This is a genomic window from Solwaraspora sp. WMMD406 (assembly GCF_029626025.1).
Lineage (GTDB): Bacteria > Actinomycetota > Actinomycetes > Mycobacteriales > Micromonosporaceae > Micromonospora_E.
Genome location: NZ_JARUBF010000001.1, coordinates 4600689 through 4615000, shown reverse-complemented (window position 1 = coordinate 4615000; position 14312 = coordinate 4600689). Strand labels below are relative to the sequence as shown.

The window sequence follows — 14312 nt, the reverse complement described above, 5'->3', positions numbered from 1 at the left end:
TTACCGAAATCAGCTAAACTCCGAATGCCGGTAAGTGAGAGCGCGGCAGTGAGACTGCGGGGGATAAGCTTCGTAGTCGAGAGGGAAACAGCCCAGATCGCCAGCTAAGGCCCCTAAGCGTGTGCTAAGTGGAAAAGGATGTGGGGTCGCTTAGACAACCAGGAGGTTGGCTTAGAAGCAGCCACCCTTTAAAGAGTGCGTAATAGCTCACTGGTCAAGTGGTTCCGCGCCGACAATGTAGCGGGGCTCAAGCACACCGCCGAAGCTGTGGCATTCACGCGTGTACTTCGCTGATCCTTTTGGGGTTGGTGCAGGTGTGTGGATGGGTAGGGGAGCGTCGTGCCGGGGGTGAAGCAGCGGGGTGACCCAGCTGTGGACGCGGCACGAGTGAGAATGCAGGCATGAGTAGCGAAAGAAGGGTGAGAAACCCTTCCGCCGGATGACCAAGGGTTCCAGGGCCAGGCTAATCCGCCCTGGGTGAGTCGGGACCTAAGGCGAGGCCGAGAGGCGTAGTCGATGGACAACGGGTTGATATTCCCGTACCCGCGAAGGAGCGCCCATGATGAACCTCGTTGTGCTAACTGCCCGAACTTGGTGAGGTTTTCGGACTGATCTGAGGGAGCGCGGGAACCTGGCGGGTAGTAGTCAAGCGATGGGGTGACGCAGGAAGGTAGCTGATCCCGGCCGGTGGTTGTGCCGGGGTAAGCGTGTAGGCTGCATCATAGGTAAATCCGTGGTGCGTGAAGGCTGAGACGTGATGCCGAGCCGATTCAGGTGAAGTCAGTGATCCTATGCTGCCGAGAAAAGCCTCTAGCGAGCTTCTAGCGGCCCGTACCCCAAACCGACACAGGTGGTCAGGTAGAGAATACCGAGGCGATCGGGCGAACTGTGGTTAAGGAACTCGGCAAATTGCCCCCGTAACTTAGGGAGAAGGGGGGCCGGAGACGTGAAGCCCCTTGCGGGTGGAGCGTTGTATGGCCGCAGAGACCAGGGGAAAGCGACTGTTTACTAAAAACACAGGTCCATGCGAAGAAGTAATTCGATGTATATGGACTGACGCCTGCCCGGTGCTGGAACGTTAAGGGGACCGGTTAGCTCTTCGGGGCGAAGCTGAGAACTTAAGCGCCAGTAAACGGCGGTGGTAACTATAACCATCCTAAGGTAGCGAAATTCCTTGTCGGGTAAGTTCCGACCTGCACGAATGGCGTAACGACTTTCCTACTGTCTCAACCACAGGCCCGGCGAAATTGCAGTACGAGTAAAGATGCTCGTTACGCGCGGCAGGACGGAAAGACCCCGGGACCTTTACTATAGCTTGACATTGGTACTCGAATTAGCTTGTGTAGGATAGGTGGGAGACTGTGAAGCTGGTACGCCAGTATCGGTGGAGTCATTGTTGAAATACCACTCTGGTTGCTTTGGGTATCTAACTTCGGACCGTGATCCGGTTCAGGGACAGTGTCTGGTGGGTAGTTTAACTGGGGCGGTTGCCTCCTAAAGGGTAACGGAGGCGCCCAAAGGTTCCCTCATCCTGGTTGGCAATCAGGTGTTGAGTGTAAGTGCACAAGGGAGCTTGACTGTGAGACTGACAGGTCGAGCAGGGACGAAAGTCGGGACTAGTGATCCGGCACTTGCGTGTGGAAGCGGTGTCGCTCAACGGATAAAAGGTACCCCGGGGATAACAGGCTGATCTTCCCCAAGAGTCCATATCGACGGGATGGTTTGGCACCTCGATGTCGGCTCGTCGCATCCTGGGGCTGTAGCAGGTCCCAAGGGTTGGGCTGTTCGCCCATTAAAGCGGTACGCGAGCTGGGTTTAGAACGTCGTGAGACAGTTCGGTCCCTATCCGCCGCGCGCGTAGGATACTTGAGAAGGGCTGTCCCTAGTACGAGAGGACCGGGACGGACGAACCTCTGGTGTGCCAGTTGTCCCGCCAGGGGCACGGCTGGTTGGCTACGTTCGGAAGGGATAACCGCTGAAAGCATCTAAGCGGGAAGCTCGCTTCGAGATGAGGTATCCCACCCAGTGATGGGGTAAGGCTCCCAGTAGATGACTGGGTTGATAGGCCGGAGATGTAAGCCAGGTAACTGGTTCAGTTGACCGGTACTAATAGGCCGAGGACTTGACTTACGAAGATGTACGCGTCCACTGTGTGATTCTGGGCAAACGGGCATACCTGTGGGTGTGTTTGGTTTGTTGTGAGGGTTACGGCGGTTATGGCGGAGGGGAAACGCCCGGTTACATTCCGAACCCGGTAGCTAAGCTCTCCAGCGCCGATGGTACTGCACTCGTGAGGGTGTGGGAGAGTAGGTCACCGCCGGACATCATTAACAGTTGAGGGCCGCTCCCTGCGGGGAGGCGGCCCTCAACTGTGTGCGCCCGCTGTCGTGTGGCCGGGTCGCATCAGGGAGGATGTAGTCGTGAACCCAACTGGGCAGGATGACGACCGGCCGCGACGGACCGAGCGGGCAGGTCGCCGGGACGGTACGGCGGGCCGGCGCGAAGGCGGCCGGCCACAGCGCGGGGACGGCCCCAACAGGTCGTACCGTGCCGACGGTGGTACCCGTCGTGACGGCGGGGGCACCGGCCAGGGTCGTACCGGAGGGTTCCGCCCGGACCGCCGCGATTCGCCAGCAGCCGACGACCGCCCGGTCTCCGGCGAACGCCGTGGCCCACGGTCCGACGAGCGCCGTTCCCATGGTTTCTCCGACCGTCGCGGGGACGGCTCACGGTCTGACGACGGTCGCGGCGCGGGCGACGGTGATCGGCAACGGCGCGACGCCGCCGGCCGATCGGGCGGCGACCGACCCTGGGGCGGAGATCGAGGAGGCCGCTCGGCCGGTGCTCCCGGGTACCAGCGAGATAGTGGATACCGGCGTGACGCAGGCGACCGTGGCGAAGCCAGGGGCGCTTCCGATCGCGGATTCCGGGACCGGCGCGACAGCATGGGAGACAGCTCAGGTCGAAGCTTCGGTTCCGGCCGTGGCGGCGGCCAGTGGACCGGCGGCCGACGGCAGGACGGCCCGGCGAGGGGAGCGTCAGCGCCTTCTCGCGGCGGCGATGGGCGTTTCACCGATCGACCGGCGGGCGACCGACGGGTCGGGGCCGGTCCAACAGATGGTCGGCGTGCCGTCGACGGGCGCCGCGCATCCGACGGTCGCGCACCCGAGCGCCGGACCGACAGTCGTGGTTTCGGCGAGCGCGGCGGGGTCGGCCCCCGTTCGGCGGACGGCCGCAGGTTCGACGATCGACGCCGGACCGAGGATCGACGCGAGGACCGCCATGCAGCGGATCGCCGCTTCGACGACCGGCGACCTCCGTACCGAGATGGCCAGACTGGCCAGGGCAGGCAGAGCGACCGGCAGGGTTCCGACCGGGCCGACCGGCCGTGGGAGCGATCCGGTGGGCAGCGGGAGCGATCCGAACACCGATCCGACCCTGGTACGCGCGGACGATCCGACGGTTTCCGAGGGGACAGCCGCCACTCCGCTGGGCCTCGCGGCGGTGGTGGCTTTTCCGGCGGCGACCGACGTCGGTCCGGCGCTGATGGTGAATCCCGTCGCGACGGGGGAAGCCGCGGTGCCGGCCACGGCGCGCCGCGCCCGGCAGAGGGGCAACGCCGGCGTGAACCGGACCGCGCGGATCGCGGCGGACCTCGGACGGGTGCCGGACGTAGCGACGGATCCGCTGGTGAGTACCGCTCGGACCGCCGTCGCCCATCGGACGGCGCGGCCGCCGACCGGCAGGGAGCGGACCGGCGTGACTCGTACCGCCCCTCGACCTCGACTGGCGACGACTCGACCAGGGGTCGTTACCCCACTGCCGCCGGAAGGGCACCGGAACCGCAGCTGACCGACGACATCGTCGCCACCGATCTGCACGGCGAGGTACGCGCCGAACTGCTCGGCCTGACGCGTCAGGTGGCCGAGACGGTGGCACGTCACCTGGTCGCCACCGGCCGGCTGATCGACGAAGAACCCGAACTCGCGCTCGCACACGCACTGGCCGCACGTCGAATGGCCTCCCGGATCGCCGCTGTCCGCGAGGCGGTGGGCTTGGCTGCGTACCACGCTGGCGAATGGCAGACCGCCATCGGTGAGCTGCGGACGTACCATCGGATGACCGGTCGGCAGACCCATCTCGCGGTGCTCGCCGATTGTGAGCGCGCCCTCGGCCGGCCTGAGCGCGCGATCGACATCTATCGCGGCGTCGGCCGTGACGTCCTCAATCGAGCCGAAGCGATCGAACTGCTGATGGTCGCGGCCGGGGCGCGGGGTGACCTCGGTCAGCCGGACGTGGCGGTCGCGATGTTGCAGGTGCGGGAGTTGTCCGCCGAGACCGTCGAGGTCTGGTCTGGTCGACTTCGGTACGCCTACGCAGACGCCCTGCTGAGTGCCGGCCGGCGGGACGAGGCGCGGGAGTGGTTCGCCCGCGCGCTCGAGGCGGACGAGCAGGGAACGACCGACGCCGCTGAGCGGCTGCTGGAGTTGGACGGCATCGTGCTTACCGGCGACGACCTCGAAGCACTCGCCGAGGATGAGGCCGACCCGGGTGATGAGGCTGACCCGGGTTCGGAATCCATCGGTGACGGCGTCACCGAGGACGAGCTCGACCTGGCTGCGGACGATGGCGGCACCGACGACGAGGTCGACCTCACCGTGGCCCGGGACAGCGGCGGGAAGCCTGATCACGGTGACGACAGCGACGACAGCCGGCACGACCATGCCGATGACGTCGTGACCGCCAGCCTGGTGACGGACGACGACCATGCCGTGCCGGGCCAGGGCGGCGCCGGTACGCCGGCCCCACTTTCCGCAGACGAGCCGGAGCCCGCCGTCCAACCCGGTGACCTACGGTGACCGAGACGTTCGCCGGGGCGGGAAGTGCTCCCGCCCCGGTCCTCGACGGGCTCGCGGCACAGCATGACCTGGTCATCTTCGACCTGGACGGGGTCATCTACCTGATCGACCAGCCGATACCCGGTGCCGTCGACGCCGTCGGCCGGCTGCGGACTGGCGGCGCAGCGGTGGCGTACGCCACCAACAACGCGTCGCGTCGGGCGGCCCAGGTCGCCGGACTGCTCACCGGTATGGGCGTACCCGCCGCCGTGGAGGAAGTCCTCACCTCGGCGGGTGCCACCGCGGCCCTACTCGCTGAGCGCTATCCCCCCGGGGCGAAGGTGCTGGTGGTCGGCGCGGACGCGCTGCACGAGGAAGTCGCGGCTGTCGGGTTGCGTCCCGTCGCCACCGCACAGGACGGCCCATCGGTGGTGGTGCAGGGGTACGGTCCGCAGGTCGGCTGGTCCGACCTCGCGGAGGCGTCGGTCGCGATCCGGGCCGGGGCGGACTGGGTCGCGACGAACACCGACCGGACCCTGCCTAGCGCCCGTGGCCCCTTGCCCGGCAACGGGTCGCTGGTGGCAGCGTTGCGTACGGCCCTCGGCCGGGATCCCGACGAGGTGGTGGGCAAGCCTTCCCCGGGGCTGTTCGCCACCGCCGCGCGGCGGGTCGGCGCGGTCCGGCCGCTCGTCGTCGGTGACCGGTTGGACACCGACATCGAGGGCGCCAACCGCGCCGGCATGGCCAGCCTGTTGGTGCTGACCGGGATCAGCGACGCGGCGGAGCTGCTGACCGCGCCCGAGTCGCGGCGACCGACCTACGTCGCCGCGGACCTGGCTGGCCTGTTCGATCCGGCTGACGGCACGCCCATCGCGTCGACGGACCCGGTCGTGTCGACCGCCGCGCGTTGGCGGGTCAGCCGGGACGGGGACGGCACCACCATCGAGCTTGCCGGCGGGGGCGGGACACCATCGGACGCACTCCGGACGCTGTGCCGGTCGGCGTGGCAGGGTCCGACTCCGATCAGTCGGGTGCGGGCGGGTTCGGCGCAGGCGGAGGCCGTACTGCGGGATCTCGGGCTGACCGAGCGGATCGCAGCTGGATAGCGCGGCGACTGGCTGGTCGATCGCCGCCGTGTCGTGACAGCCACTTGCGGAGCCTCAGGCGTTACAGCAGCTTCCGGAGTTTCAGCAGATCGAACGGGCTCGCGTTGATCGACAACCGTCGGGTCGCCATCGCCCGGCCGACGTCCAGCTCGCCACGGACCATGGCCAGCAGATCGTCACTGCCGATGTTGAGCGCGATCTTGGCCTTGGGGTCGTCACCATCGGCGAGGCCGAGGAGCCGGCCGTCGGCCAGCCGCCCGTGAAAGGCGACCGCGAGATCGGTGATCCGACACGCCAGCGTACGGTCCAGGTTGACCCGTTCCCGTACGTGATCGGCGTTCTCGTCGAGCCGGGCGGCGAGCTCCTGTAGCGCCTGCCGGCACTCGTCAACGCTGGCCACCTGCACCTCCGGATCGTCGCCGCGACTGTCGACCTGGGTGCCTGGCCGGCGCCGGCAGGTCGCACTGGCACCGTACCGCACGAGGCGACGCGGCCCCGGTAGCGTGGCAACCGAACATTCCGGCGGTGAAGGAGTCAGACATGCGGGACGCCTGGCGGACGTATCTGGAGTTGGCTCTCGGCCTGACCGAGGCATCCAGGAAAAAGGTCGAGCAGAGCGCGCGGTCGTTGGTGGGCAAGGGCGGGGCCACCGCCGCCCAGTTGCAGGCGATGGTGGACGACGTGTTGTCGGCAGGAACCGCCAATCGTGACGCGCTGACCCGCCTGGTTCGCGTCGAGGTCGACCGGGCCCTCGGCGCGGTCGGCCTGGCCAAGGCCGAGGAGGTCGCCGCCCTCAACGACCGGCTGCGCCGGCTCGAACAGGACTTGGAGCAGGCCCGCGCCCGCGCCGCCGCCGCGACGGCCGCGGAATCGGTCGCGGAAGCCGCCGTCGCGCAGACCACGGCCTCGTCGTCCGCCACCGGGCCGGCCGAGTCCGCGCCGGTCCCACCGGCACCGGTCCAGGACACACCGACTCACAGCGCCGCCGAACTCGTTCCCGCGAAGAAGGCGGTGGCGAAGAAGACGGTGGCCAAGAAGGTCGCGAAAAAGGCGGTGGCCAAGAAGGCGCCGGGATCGGTGGGTGAGGCATGAACCCCGTGCCGGGACCGTACCGCCCGGTGCCGGCACCACCGGGCTCGGCGACGACCGGTACGGTGCCGTCCGGACCGGTGCCGGCACCGGCGGACGGGCAAGCAGGCCCGGACGATTGGCGTACCGGGCACCCGGCGGTCGACGCGGCGGTCCAGGCGATCCGTAACGCGAGCGGGCTGCCGCCAGCGGACCAGATCGCCCAGTACGAAGCGGCGCACACCACGCTGCAGGAAACCCTTGCCACCATCGACCAGGCCTGAGCGCCGCGACCGACGCCGGAGACCCATGGCACGCCGCAATCGTCTCGACGTCGAGTTGGTCCGCCGTGGACTCGCCCGGTCCCGCGAGCAGGCCGCAACGCTGATCGACGCCGGGCGTGTCGAGGTACGCGGCGTCGCGGCCGGCAAGGCCGCCGCTATGGTCGACCCGGCGGATCCGGTCCGGGTGGTCGGCGACGATCCGACGCTCGGCTACGTCTCCCGGGGGGCGCACAAGCTGATCGGCGCGTTGGACGGCACCGGGTTGGCAGTGTCCGGCCGTCGATGCCTGGACGCCGGCGCCTCGACGGGCGGGTTCACCGACGTGTTGCTGCGCCGTGGAGCGGCGGAGGTGGTGGCGGTGGACGTCGGCTACGGCCAGCTGGCCTGGTCACTACGGAACGATCAGCGGGTACGCGTTCAGGAACGGACCAACGTGCGTACCCTCACCCCGGAGCTGATCGGCGGCCAGGTCGCGCTGACGGTCGCGGACCTGTCGTTCATCTCGCTGCGTCTGGTCCTGCCGGCGCTCGCCGCCTGCACCAGATCGGATGGTGACCTGCTGCTCATGGTCAAACCACAGTTCGAGGTGGGCCGGGAACGGGTGGGTGCCGGCGGGGTGGTGCGTGACCTGGACCTGCGTACCGAGGCGGTCCTGGCGGTCGCGCGCGCCGGTGCGGATCGCGGCCTGGGCGTGGCGGCCGTGGTCGCCAGTCCGCTGCCCGGTCCCCGGGGCAACGTGGAGTTCTTCGTCTGGTTTCGGACCGGTGCGCCACCTGTCGACCCGCTACAGGTCAGGACGGTCGTCGAGGCGGGCCCGGTCATGGAAGAAGGTAGGACGCGGTGAACGCGACGATCCCCTCCGGCGGTATCCCGGTGGCGGTGCCAGGGGCGCGTTCCGCGCTGTTGGTGACCCACACCGGCCGGCGGCGTAGCACCGACCACGCCCGGACCGTCGCGGCCGACCTCATCGAGGCCGGCTTCGAGGTACGGGTGGTGGCCGAGGAGGCCGAGGACCTGGACCTACCCGGGGTTCATCCGATCGGCGGTCCGGCCGCCGCCGACGGGGTGGAGATCGTCTTCGCGCTCGGCGGCGATGGCACGTTCCTGCGCGCCGCCGAGCTCGCCCGTCCGGCGAAGGCGCCGCTGCTGGGTATCAACCTCGGCAAGGTGGGCTTCCTGGCCGAGGCCGAGATCGGTGACCTGGACCGGGCGGTACGCCAGGTCGTGGCCCGAGAGTACACTGTGGACGAGCGGTTGACCCTGGACGTGCGGGCCGAGCTCGACCAGGGGGTGACCATCGAGTCCTGGGCGTTGAACGAGATCAGCGTCGAGAAGGGCCAGCGGGCCCAGATGTTGGAACTGATGGTCGACGTGGACGGACGCCCCCTGTCGCGGTACGGTGCCGACGGTGTGGTCTGCGCCACACCGACCGGCTCGACGGCGTACGCGTTCTCGGCCGGCGGCCCAGTGGTGTGGCCCGAGGTCGAGGCACTGCTACTGGTACCGATCAGCGCCCACGCGCTGTTCAGCCGTCCGCTGGTCACCGCGCCGAGTTCCACCTTCGTGATCACGGTGGACCCGTACACCACCTTCGCGGTGCTCTGCTGCGACGGTCGGCGGGTCTACGACCTGCCGCCGGGTGCCCGCGTGACGGTCCGTCGGGGTGGGTTGCCGGTACGGGTGGTGCGGCTGCATCCACGCCCGTTTACCGACCGGCTGGTGGCCAAGTTCGACCTGCCGGTCAACGGCTGGCGCGGCAACCGGCGCTGATCAGGATCGGTGTCGCTCGACTCGGGTTGGCGGCGAGCGGTGTCCGCCCGCCGACTTCTCGACGGCAGGTCGCCCCGGCACCCGGGTGGTCAACGTCGCCCGCCGCTACTACTGTCGGTGGCTGTGCTGGAAGAGCTGCGCATCACCGGGCTGGGCGTCATCGAGGACACCACGCTGCCGCTGACCCGCGGCATGAACGTGATCACCGGTGAGACCGGGGCCGGCAAGACGATGGTGGTGACCGGGCTCGGGCTGCTCTTCGGAGGTCGGGCCGACGCCGGTCGGGTCCGCGCCGATCCGGGTCGTGCCATCGTGGAGGGCCGGCTGAGGCTGATCGGCACCACCGGTGCGGCGGTGCACGGCCGGATCTCCGACGCCGGGGCCGAACCCGACGACGACGGGGTGCTGCTGCTCGCCCGGACCGTCACCGCCGAGGGACGGTCCCGGGCGCACGTGGCTGGCCGGAGCATGCCCGTGTCGGTGTTGGGCGAGATCGGCGAGCAGGTGGTCGCCGTACACGGGCAGTCCGATCAGCTGCGTCTGCTGCGTCCGGCCGAGCAGCGGGCGGCGTTGGACCGCTTCGCCGGCCCGGATCACGAGAAGCTGCTCGAATCGCTGCGCGAGGTGTACGGCCGCTGGCGACAGGTCAGCGACGACCTCGCCGATCGGCGACGCAACGCCCGCGAACGCAGCCAGGAGGCAGACCTGCTCCGGCTCGGCCTCGACGAGATCAGCCGGGTGGATCCGCAGCCCGGTGAGGAAGACGACCTCAAGTCCGAGGCGCAGCGTCTGGAACATGCCGAAGGGCTGCGTACGGCGGCACAGGTGGCGGCGGTGGCGCTGGCCGGTGGCGCGGAACTGGCCGAGGACGCCCCTGACGCGACCGGTCTGCTCGGTGCGGCCCGTCGCGCGTTGGAGGCGCAGGCCGGTGTGGATCGCGCCCTGGGTGACCTGGCGGCCAGGGTGACCGAGGCGGCGACGTTGGTGGGTGACGTCGCCGCCGAGTTGTCGGCCTACCTGGCCGGGCTGGATGCCGACCCGCACCGCCTGCAGGCCGTCTACGAGCGGCGGATGGCGCTGCGTGGGTTGACCCGCAAGTACGCCGACGACGTCGACGGGGTGATCGCCTGGGCCGACCGGGCCCGTGGCCGGCTGGCCGAGCTGGACACCTCCGACGAGCTGCTCGACGAGCTGGACCGGGAGCGGGCCCGACTGGCCGACGAGGTCGCCGAACTCGCCGGGCGGGTCACCGCGGCGCGTCGGCAGGCGGCGGGCCGCTTCGCCGACCAGGTCAGCGTGGAACTCGCCGGTCTCGCCATGCCGCATGCCCGGATCGACGTCGCGGTGGTGCCCCGCGCGGTGGGGCGGGACGAGCCGACCCTGGCGCTGGACGGTACCCGGGCCGGGATCGGACCGGACGGCGCCGACGAGGTCGAGCTGCGGCTCCTGGCGCATCCGGGGGCGCCGGCGTTGCCGCTGCAACGCGGAGCCAGCGGTGGTGAGTTGTCTCGGGTGATGCTCGCCATCGAGGTGGTGTTCGCCGGTTCCGGCGGTCCGCCGACGCTGGTGTTCGATGAGGTCGACGCTGGTGTGGGTGGTCAGGCGGCGGTGGAGATCGGGCGGCGGCTGGCCCGGTTGGCTCGTAGCCACCAGGTGCTGGTGGTGACCCACCTGCCGCAGGTCGCGGCCTTCGCCGACCGGCATCTGGTGGTGGCGAAGGACACCGGGGGAGCGGTCACGACCAGTGGCGTACGGGTGGTGGAGGACACCGAGCGGGCCCGGGAGCTGGCCCGCATGCTGGCTGGTTTGCCCGACTCGGATCTGGGTATCGCCCATGCCGAGGAGCTGCTGGCGGTCGCCGCCCGGGAACGGCGCGGCTGAGGCATACGGCGGCTGAGGCGTACGCGGGTCGGCCCGGACCGGTGTCGGCGGGCGTTGATGTGGTTCGCTGGAGACAGGGTGCGCCGGGTCGGGCGGCGGGGCACTCGCGGTCGCGACGGCGCAGCGAAGCATGTCGTGCGGGAATTCTCTGCCCCCCATGCCAGGATGGTCAGGATGCGTCTACCCACCTTGCGCCGGGTTCGTAACGTCGAGCCCGGGACGATTTCCGGCACCGCGCGCCTCGATCGTCGGACGAAGCGCCTGGTCGGCCGGCTGCGACCAGGTGACGTCGCGGTGATCGACCACGTCGACGTCGACCGGGTGGCTGCCGACTCGTTGGTGGCAGTCGGTGTGTCGGCGGTGCTCAACGCCAAGCCGTCGGTGTCCGGTCGGTACCCGAACTTGGGCCCGGAGGTGCTGATCCAGGCCGGTATCCCGCTGGTCGACGACCTGGGCGAGGAGATTTTCGAACGGGTCCGCGACGGCGATACCGTCCGGATCGACGGTGCGGCGGTGTTCATCGGTGGCGAGCAGGTGGCGGCCGGAGTCCGGCAGGACGCTGACTCCGTCACACGGGCGATGGCCGACGCCAGGGAAGGGTTGTCGGTCCAGTTGGAGGCCTTCGCCGCCAACACCATGGAGTACCTCAAGCAGGAGCGGGATCTGCTGCTCGACGGGGTCGGCGTCCCGGACGTGGAGACCCGGATCGCCGGCCGACACTGCCTGATCGTGGTCCGGGGCTACGACTACAAGGCTGACCTGGACGTGTTGCGGCCATACATTCGGGAGTTCAAGCCGGTGCTGATCGGGGTGGACGGCGGAGCGGACGCGCTCGTGGAAGCCGGCTACACCCCGGACATGATCGTCGGCGACATGGATTCGGTCACCGACGACGTGTTGCGTTGCGGGGCCGAGGTGATCGTGCACGCCTATCCGGACGGTCGCGCTCCGGGGATGGACCGGGTCCGCGAACTCGGGCTGGAGGCCTTGACGTTTCCCGCCGCGGCCACCAGCGAGGACCTGGCGATGCTGCTGGCCGACGAAAAGGGCGCGTCGCTGATCGTCGCGGTCGGCACCCATGCGACCCTTGTCGAGTTCCTCGACAAGGGTCGTGGTGGAATGGCCTCCACGTTCCTGACGCGGCTGCGGGTCGGCGGTAAGCTGGTCGACGCGAAGGGGGTCAGCCGGCTCTACCGGCAGAGCATTTCGGGTTCATCGCTGTTGCTGCTCGTGCTCTCCGCCATCGCCGCGATGGCGTCGGCCGTCGCGGTGTCCACGGTCGGACAGGCCTACCTTGGAGTCGCTTCCGAGTGGTGGGACAATTTCGTCTTCCAGTTGGGTCAGCTCTTCTGAACTCCCAGCAGGAGCGGCAAAGCGCCAGGACGGATCGATAAGGCGGCAGGTGTGATCAATTTCCGTTACCACGTGGTGTCGCTCACCGCGGTGTTTCTCGCCCTGGCGATCGGCTTGGTGGTCGGCACCGCCGCGTTGAACGGCCCGGTCGCCGACTCGCTTAGTGACACTGTGAACGCGTTGCGCAAGGATAATCAGCAGTTGCGGGAAACGGTGAACAGTCTTCGTGAGGAAGTCAATCGTGAAGAGGATTTCGTCGCCGAGGCAGCCCCGATTCTGCTGGCCGACAAGCTCGCCGGTCGTCGTGTCCTGGTGATCTGCCTGCCCAGCGGTCGTGACCACGTCGAAGGGGTCGTGTCGGCGCTCGACCTCGCCGGGGCGACGGTGACGGGACGGGTCGACGTCCAGGACAAGTTCGTCAACCCGGACAACAGCGTCGAGCTGTTGGAGTTGGCGTCCAGCGCCGCCCGACCCACCGTCCCGACCACCGGCCTGCCCGGTAACAGCGACGGCGTGGAGACCTCCAGCGCGTTGCTGGCCAGCGCGCTGCTCGACCGCGCCGAGCAACCGGCGGTCGCTCCGGCCGACCGCGTGGCGGTGCTGGACGCCTACGGCGACGCGGGATACGTCACCGTCGAGCAGACGGTGACCGGACCCGCCGAGGCCGTCGTGGTGGTCAGCGGCCAGCCGTACGTGGACCGGGACGCTGCCAAGAAGGACAACGCCGTGGTGACCATGGTGGTCCAGTTCGACCGGGGTAGCGAAACGGTGGTGGCCGGCACCGGTTCCAGCGACGGAAACCTGGTGTCGGCGGTCCGTGGCGATCCGGCCCTGAACCAGAGCATCTCGACCGTCGACAACGGCAACACCACCGCCGGTCAGACGATCACCGCGCTCGCCCTGGCCGAACAGTTCACCCTCGGCCAGGCCGGGCATTTCGGTCTCGGTGCCGGCGCCACCTCCCTGATGCCGAAACGCCCCGAGTGAGGCACGCAGCGAGCAAAGCCCGAGTGAGGCACGCAGCGAGCAAAGACGGAGCGAGTAGGAAAAGACGGAGCGTAGGACGGAGCCAGTAGGACCCAGCCAGGACTGCCGGTTCGACGGACCGAACACGCTTCCCCAAACCCCCGGAGTGGACCCTGATGTGGAACCGAGGCCCGCTGGGCCGACTGCTGGTCGTCGGGGCCGGCGTACTCGCCGCCCGTGCCGCGCTGCGGGCCGTCCGGCGGGCAGCGTCTCCCGGCTCCCTGGACCGGACCAACTTTCGTGGCCGTACGGTGAGCCTGGCCGGTGGCCCGGCGGTCGCCGCGGGTGCGTCGTTGGCCGCCGCCCTCGGCGCGGCCAACCCGACGGTGGCCGCCGCCGCACTCGTCGCGGGCGGTGGGGCCGGCGCGGTCGGCCTCTACGACGACGTCGCCGGGTCACGACCCGACCAACGGGCCGTCAAGGGCTTCGCCGGCCACCTCGCCGCGCTGCGGGCCGGCCGGGTCACCAGCGGCGTCGTGAAGATCGTCGGCGTCGGCGTAGCCGGATTGGGTGCCGCGGCCCTACTCGCCGTGGACCCCGCCCGACGCCGACCGCGTCATCTGGTCGGGCGCGGTGCCGACCTGCTGCTCGGCGCCGGTGTGATCGCCGGCACCGCGAACCTGGTCAACCTGCTCGATCTGCGGCCCGGCCGGGCGGCCAAGGCCAGCCTGCTCGTGGCGGCCCCGTTGACCAGGGGCGCCCACGGCGGCCCGGCGGCCGGCATCGCCGGCGCGGTCGTCGGAATCCTCCCCGACGACCTCGACGAGCGGGTGATGCTGGGCGACTGCGGGGCGAACGCCCTGGGCGCCCTGCTGGGCGTGGCGATCGCCGACCGGTGCGGCCCGATCGGCCGCGCCGGCGCGCTCGCGGTCCTCGCCGCGCTGACCGCGACCAGCGAACGGGTCAGCTTCACCCAGGTCATCGGGCGTACTCCAGGGCTACGGGAGCTGGACGCCCTGGGCCGCCGGACACCTTGACGCCACCGG

Annotated in this window: 13 protein-coding genes and 2 rRNA genes (1 of these 15 only partly in view); 12 read left to right on the top strand and 3 right to left on the bottom strand. The window is 69.3% G+C overall.

Features of this window, described 5'->3' with window-relative positions:
• Window positions 1-2130: ribosomal RNA gene (locus O7632_RS20170) — 23S ribosomal RNA — on the top strand (it extends 973 nt beyond the left edge of the window).
• Between the two features lie 76 nt (window positions 2131-2206).
• A 5S ribosomal RNA gene (rrf, locus tag O7632_RS20165) occupies window positions 2207-2323 on the top strand.
• A gap of 4 nt (window positions 2324-2327) precedes the next feature.
• Here rrf and O7632_RS20160 read toward each other — a convergent pair.
• Both O7632_RS20160 and O7632_RS20155 read right to left on the bottom strand, forming a co-directional pair.
• Window positions 2328-2699, bottom strand: a complete 372-nt coding sequence (locus tag O7632_RS20160) for a hypothetical protein (protein WP_278116514.1) — start codon at window positions 2697-2699, stop codon at window positions 2328-2330.
• 339 nt (window positions 2700-3038) lie between these two features.
• Window positions 3039-3428, bottom strand: a complete 390-nt coding sequence (locus O7632_RS20155; RefSeq protein ID WP_278116513.1) for a hypothetical protein — start codon at window positions 3426-3428, stop codon at window positions 3039-3041.
• Between the two features lie 504 nt (window positions 3429-3932).
• Here O7632_RS20155 and O7632_RS20150 point away from each other — a divergent pair.
• Window positions 3933-4859, top strand: coding sequence for a tetratricopeptide repeat protein (locus O7632_RS20150; RefSeq protein WP_278116512.1), 927 nt, complete (start codon window positions 3933-3935; stop codon window positions 4857-4859).
• Window positions 4856-5944, top strand: coding sequence for an HAD-IIA family hydrolase (locus O7632_RS20145; RefSeq protein WP_278116511.1), 1089 nt, complete (start codon window positions 4856-4858; stop codon window positions 5942-5944). The genes O7632_RS20150 and O7632_RS20145 overlap by 4 nt, the downstream gene beginning before the upstream one ends.
• A gap of 61 nt (window positions 5945-6005) precedes the next feature.
• Here the strand turns inward: O7632_RS20145 and O7632_RS20140 are convergent, their stop codons facing one another.
• Window positions 6006-6344 (bottom strand): SCP2 sterol-binding domain-containing protein, encoded by a 339-nt coding sequence (locus O7632_RS20140; protein WP_278116510.1) that lies wholly within the window; start codon window positions 6342-6344, stop codon window positions 6006-6008.
• A 140-nt stretch (window positions 6345-6484) separates the two neighbouring features.
• On the opposite strand from O7632_RS20140, the gene O7632_RS20135 reads away from it, so the two are divergent.
• The 8 genes from O7632_RS20135 to O7632_RS20100 all read left to right on the top strand — a co-directional run bounded on the left by O7632_RS20135 (window position 6485) and on the right by O7632_RS20100 (window position 14303).
• Window positions 6485-7036 carry a hypothetical protein gene (locus tag O7632_RS20135; RefSeq protein WP_278116509.1) on the top strand — a complete coding sequence of 184 codons (552 nt, stop codon included), beginning with the start codon at window positions 6485-6487 and terminating at the stop codon, window positions 7034-7036.
• Complete coding sequence (locus tag O7632_RS20130) at window positions 7033-7296, top strand: hypothetical protein (RefSeq protein WP_278116508.1); 264 nt, start codon at window positions 7033-7035, stop codon at window positions 7294-7296. Before O7632_RS20135 ends, O7632_RS20130 begins: the two co-directional genes overlap by 4 nt.
• Window positions 7297-7321: 25 nt before the next feature.
• Window positions 7322-8140 (top strand): TlyA family RNA methyltransferase, encoded by an 819-nt coding sequence (locus tag O7632_RS20125; protein WP_278116507.1) that lies wholly within the window; start codon window positions 7322-7324, stop codon window positions 8138-8140.
• Window positions 8141-8169: 29 nt separating this feature from the next.
• On the top strand, window positions 8170-9066 hold the full coding sequence (locus tag O7632_RS20120) for an NAD kinase (RefSeq protein WP_278120222.1): 897 nt from the start codon (window positions 8170-8172) through the stop codon (window positions 9064-9066).
• 123 nt (window positions 9067-9189) lie between these two features.
• Entirely contained in the window at window positions 9190-10947 is a 1758-nt protein-coding gene (gene recN, locus O7632_RS20115; protein ID WP_278120220.1) for a DNA repair protein RecN, read from the top strand.
• 174 nt (window positions 10948-11121) lie between these two features.
• A complete protein-coding gene (steA, locus tag O7632_RS20110; protein ID WP_278116505.1) occupies window positions 11122-12300 on the top strand; it encodes a putative cytokinetic ring protein SteA in 1179 nt (392 codons plus the stop codon).
• Between the two features lie 51 nt (window positions 12301-12351).
• Window positions 12352-13287, top strand: coding sequence for a copper transporter (locus O7632_RS20105; RefSeq protein ID WP_278116503.1), 936 nt, complete (start codon window positions 12352-12354; stop codon window positions 13285-13287).
• A 155-nt stretch (window positions 13288-13442) separates the two neighbouring features.
• Entirely contained in the window at window positions 13443-14303 is an 861-nt protein-coding gene (locus tag O7632_RS20100; RefSeq protein WP_278116502.1) for a hypothetical protein, read from the top strand.
• Window positions 14304-14312 lie beyond the last annotated feature (9 nt).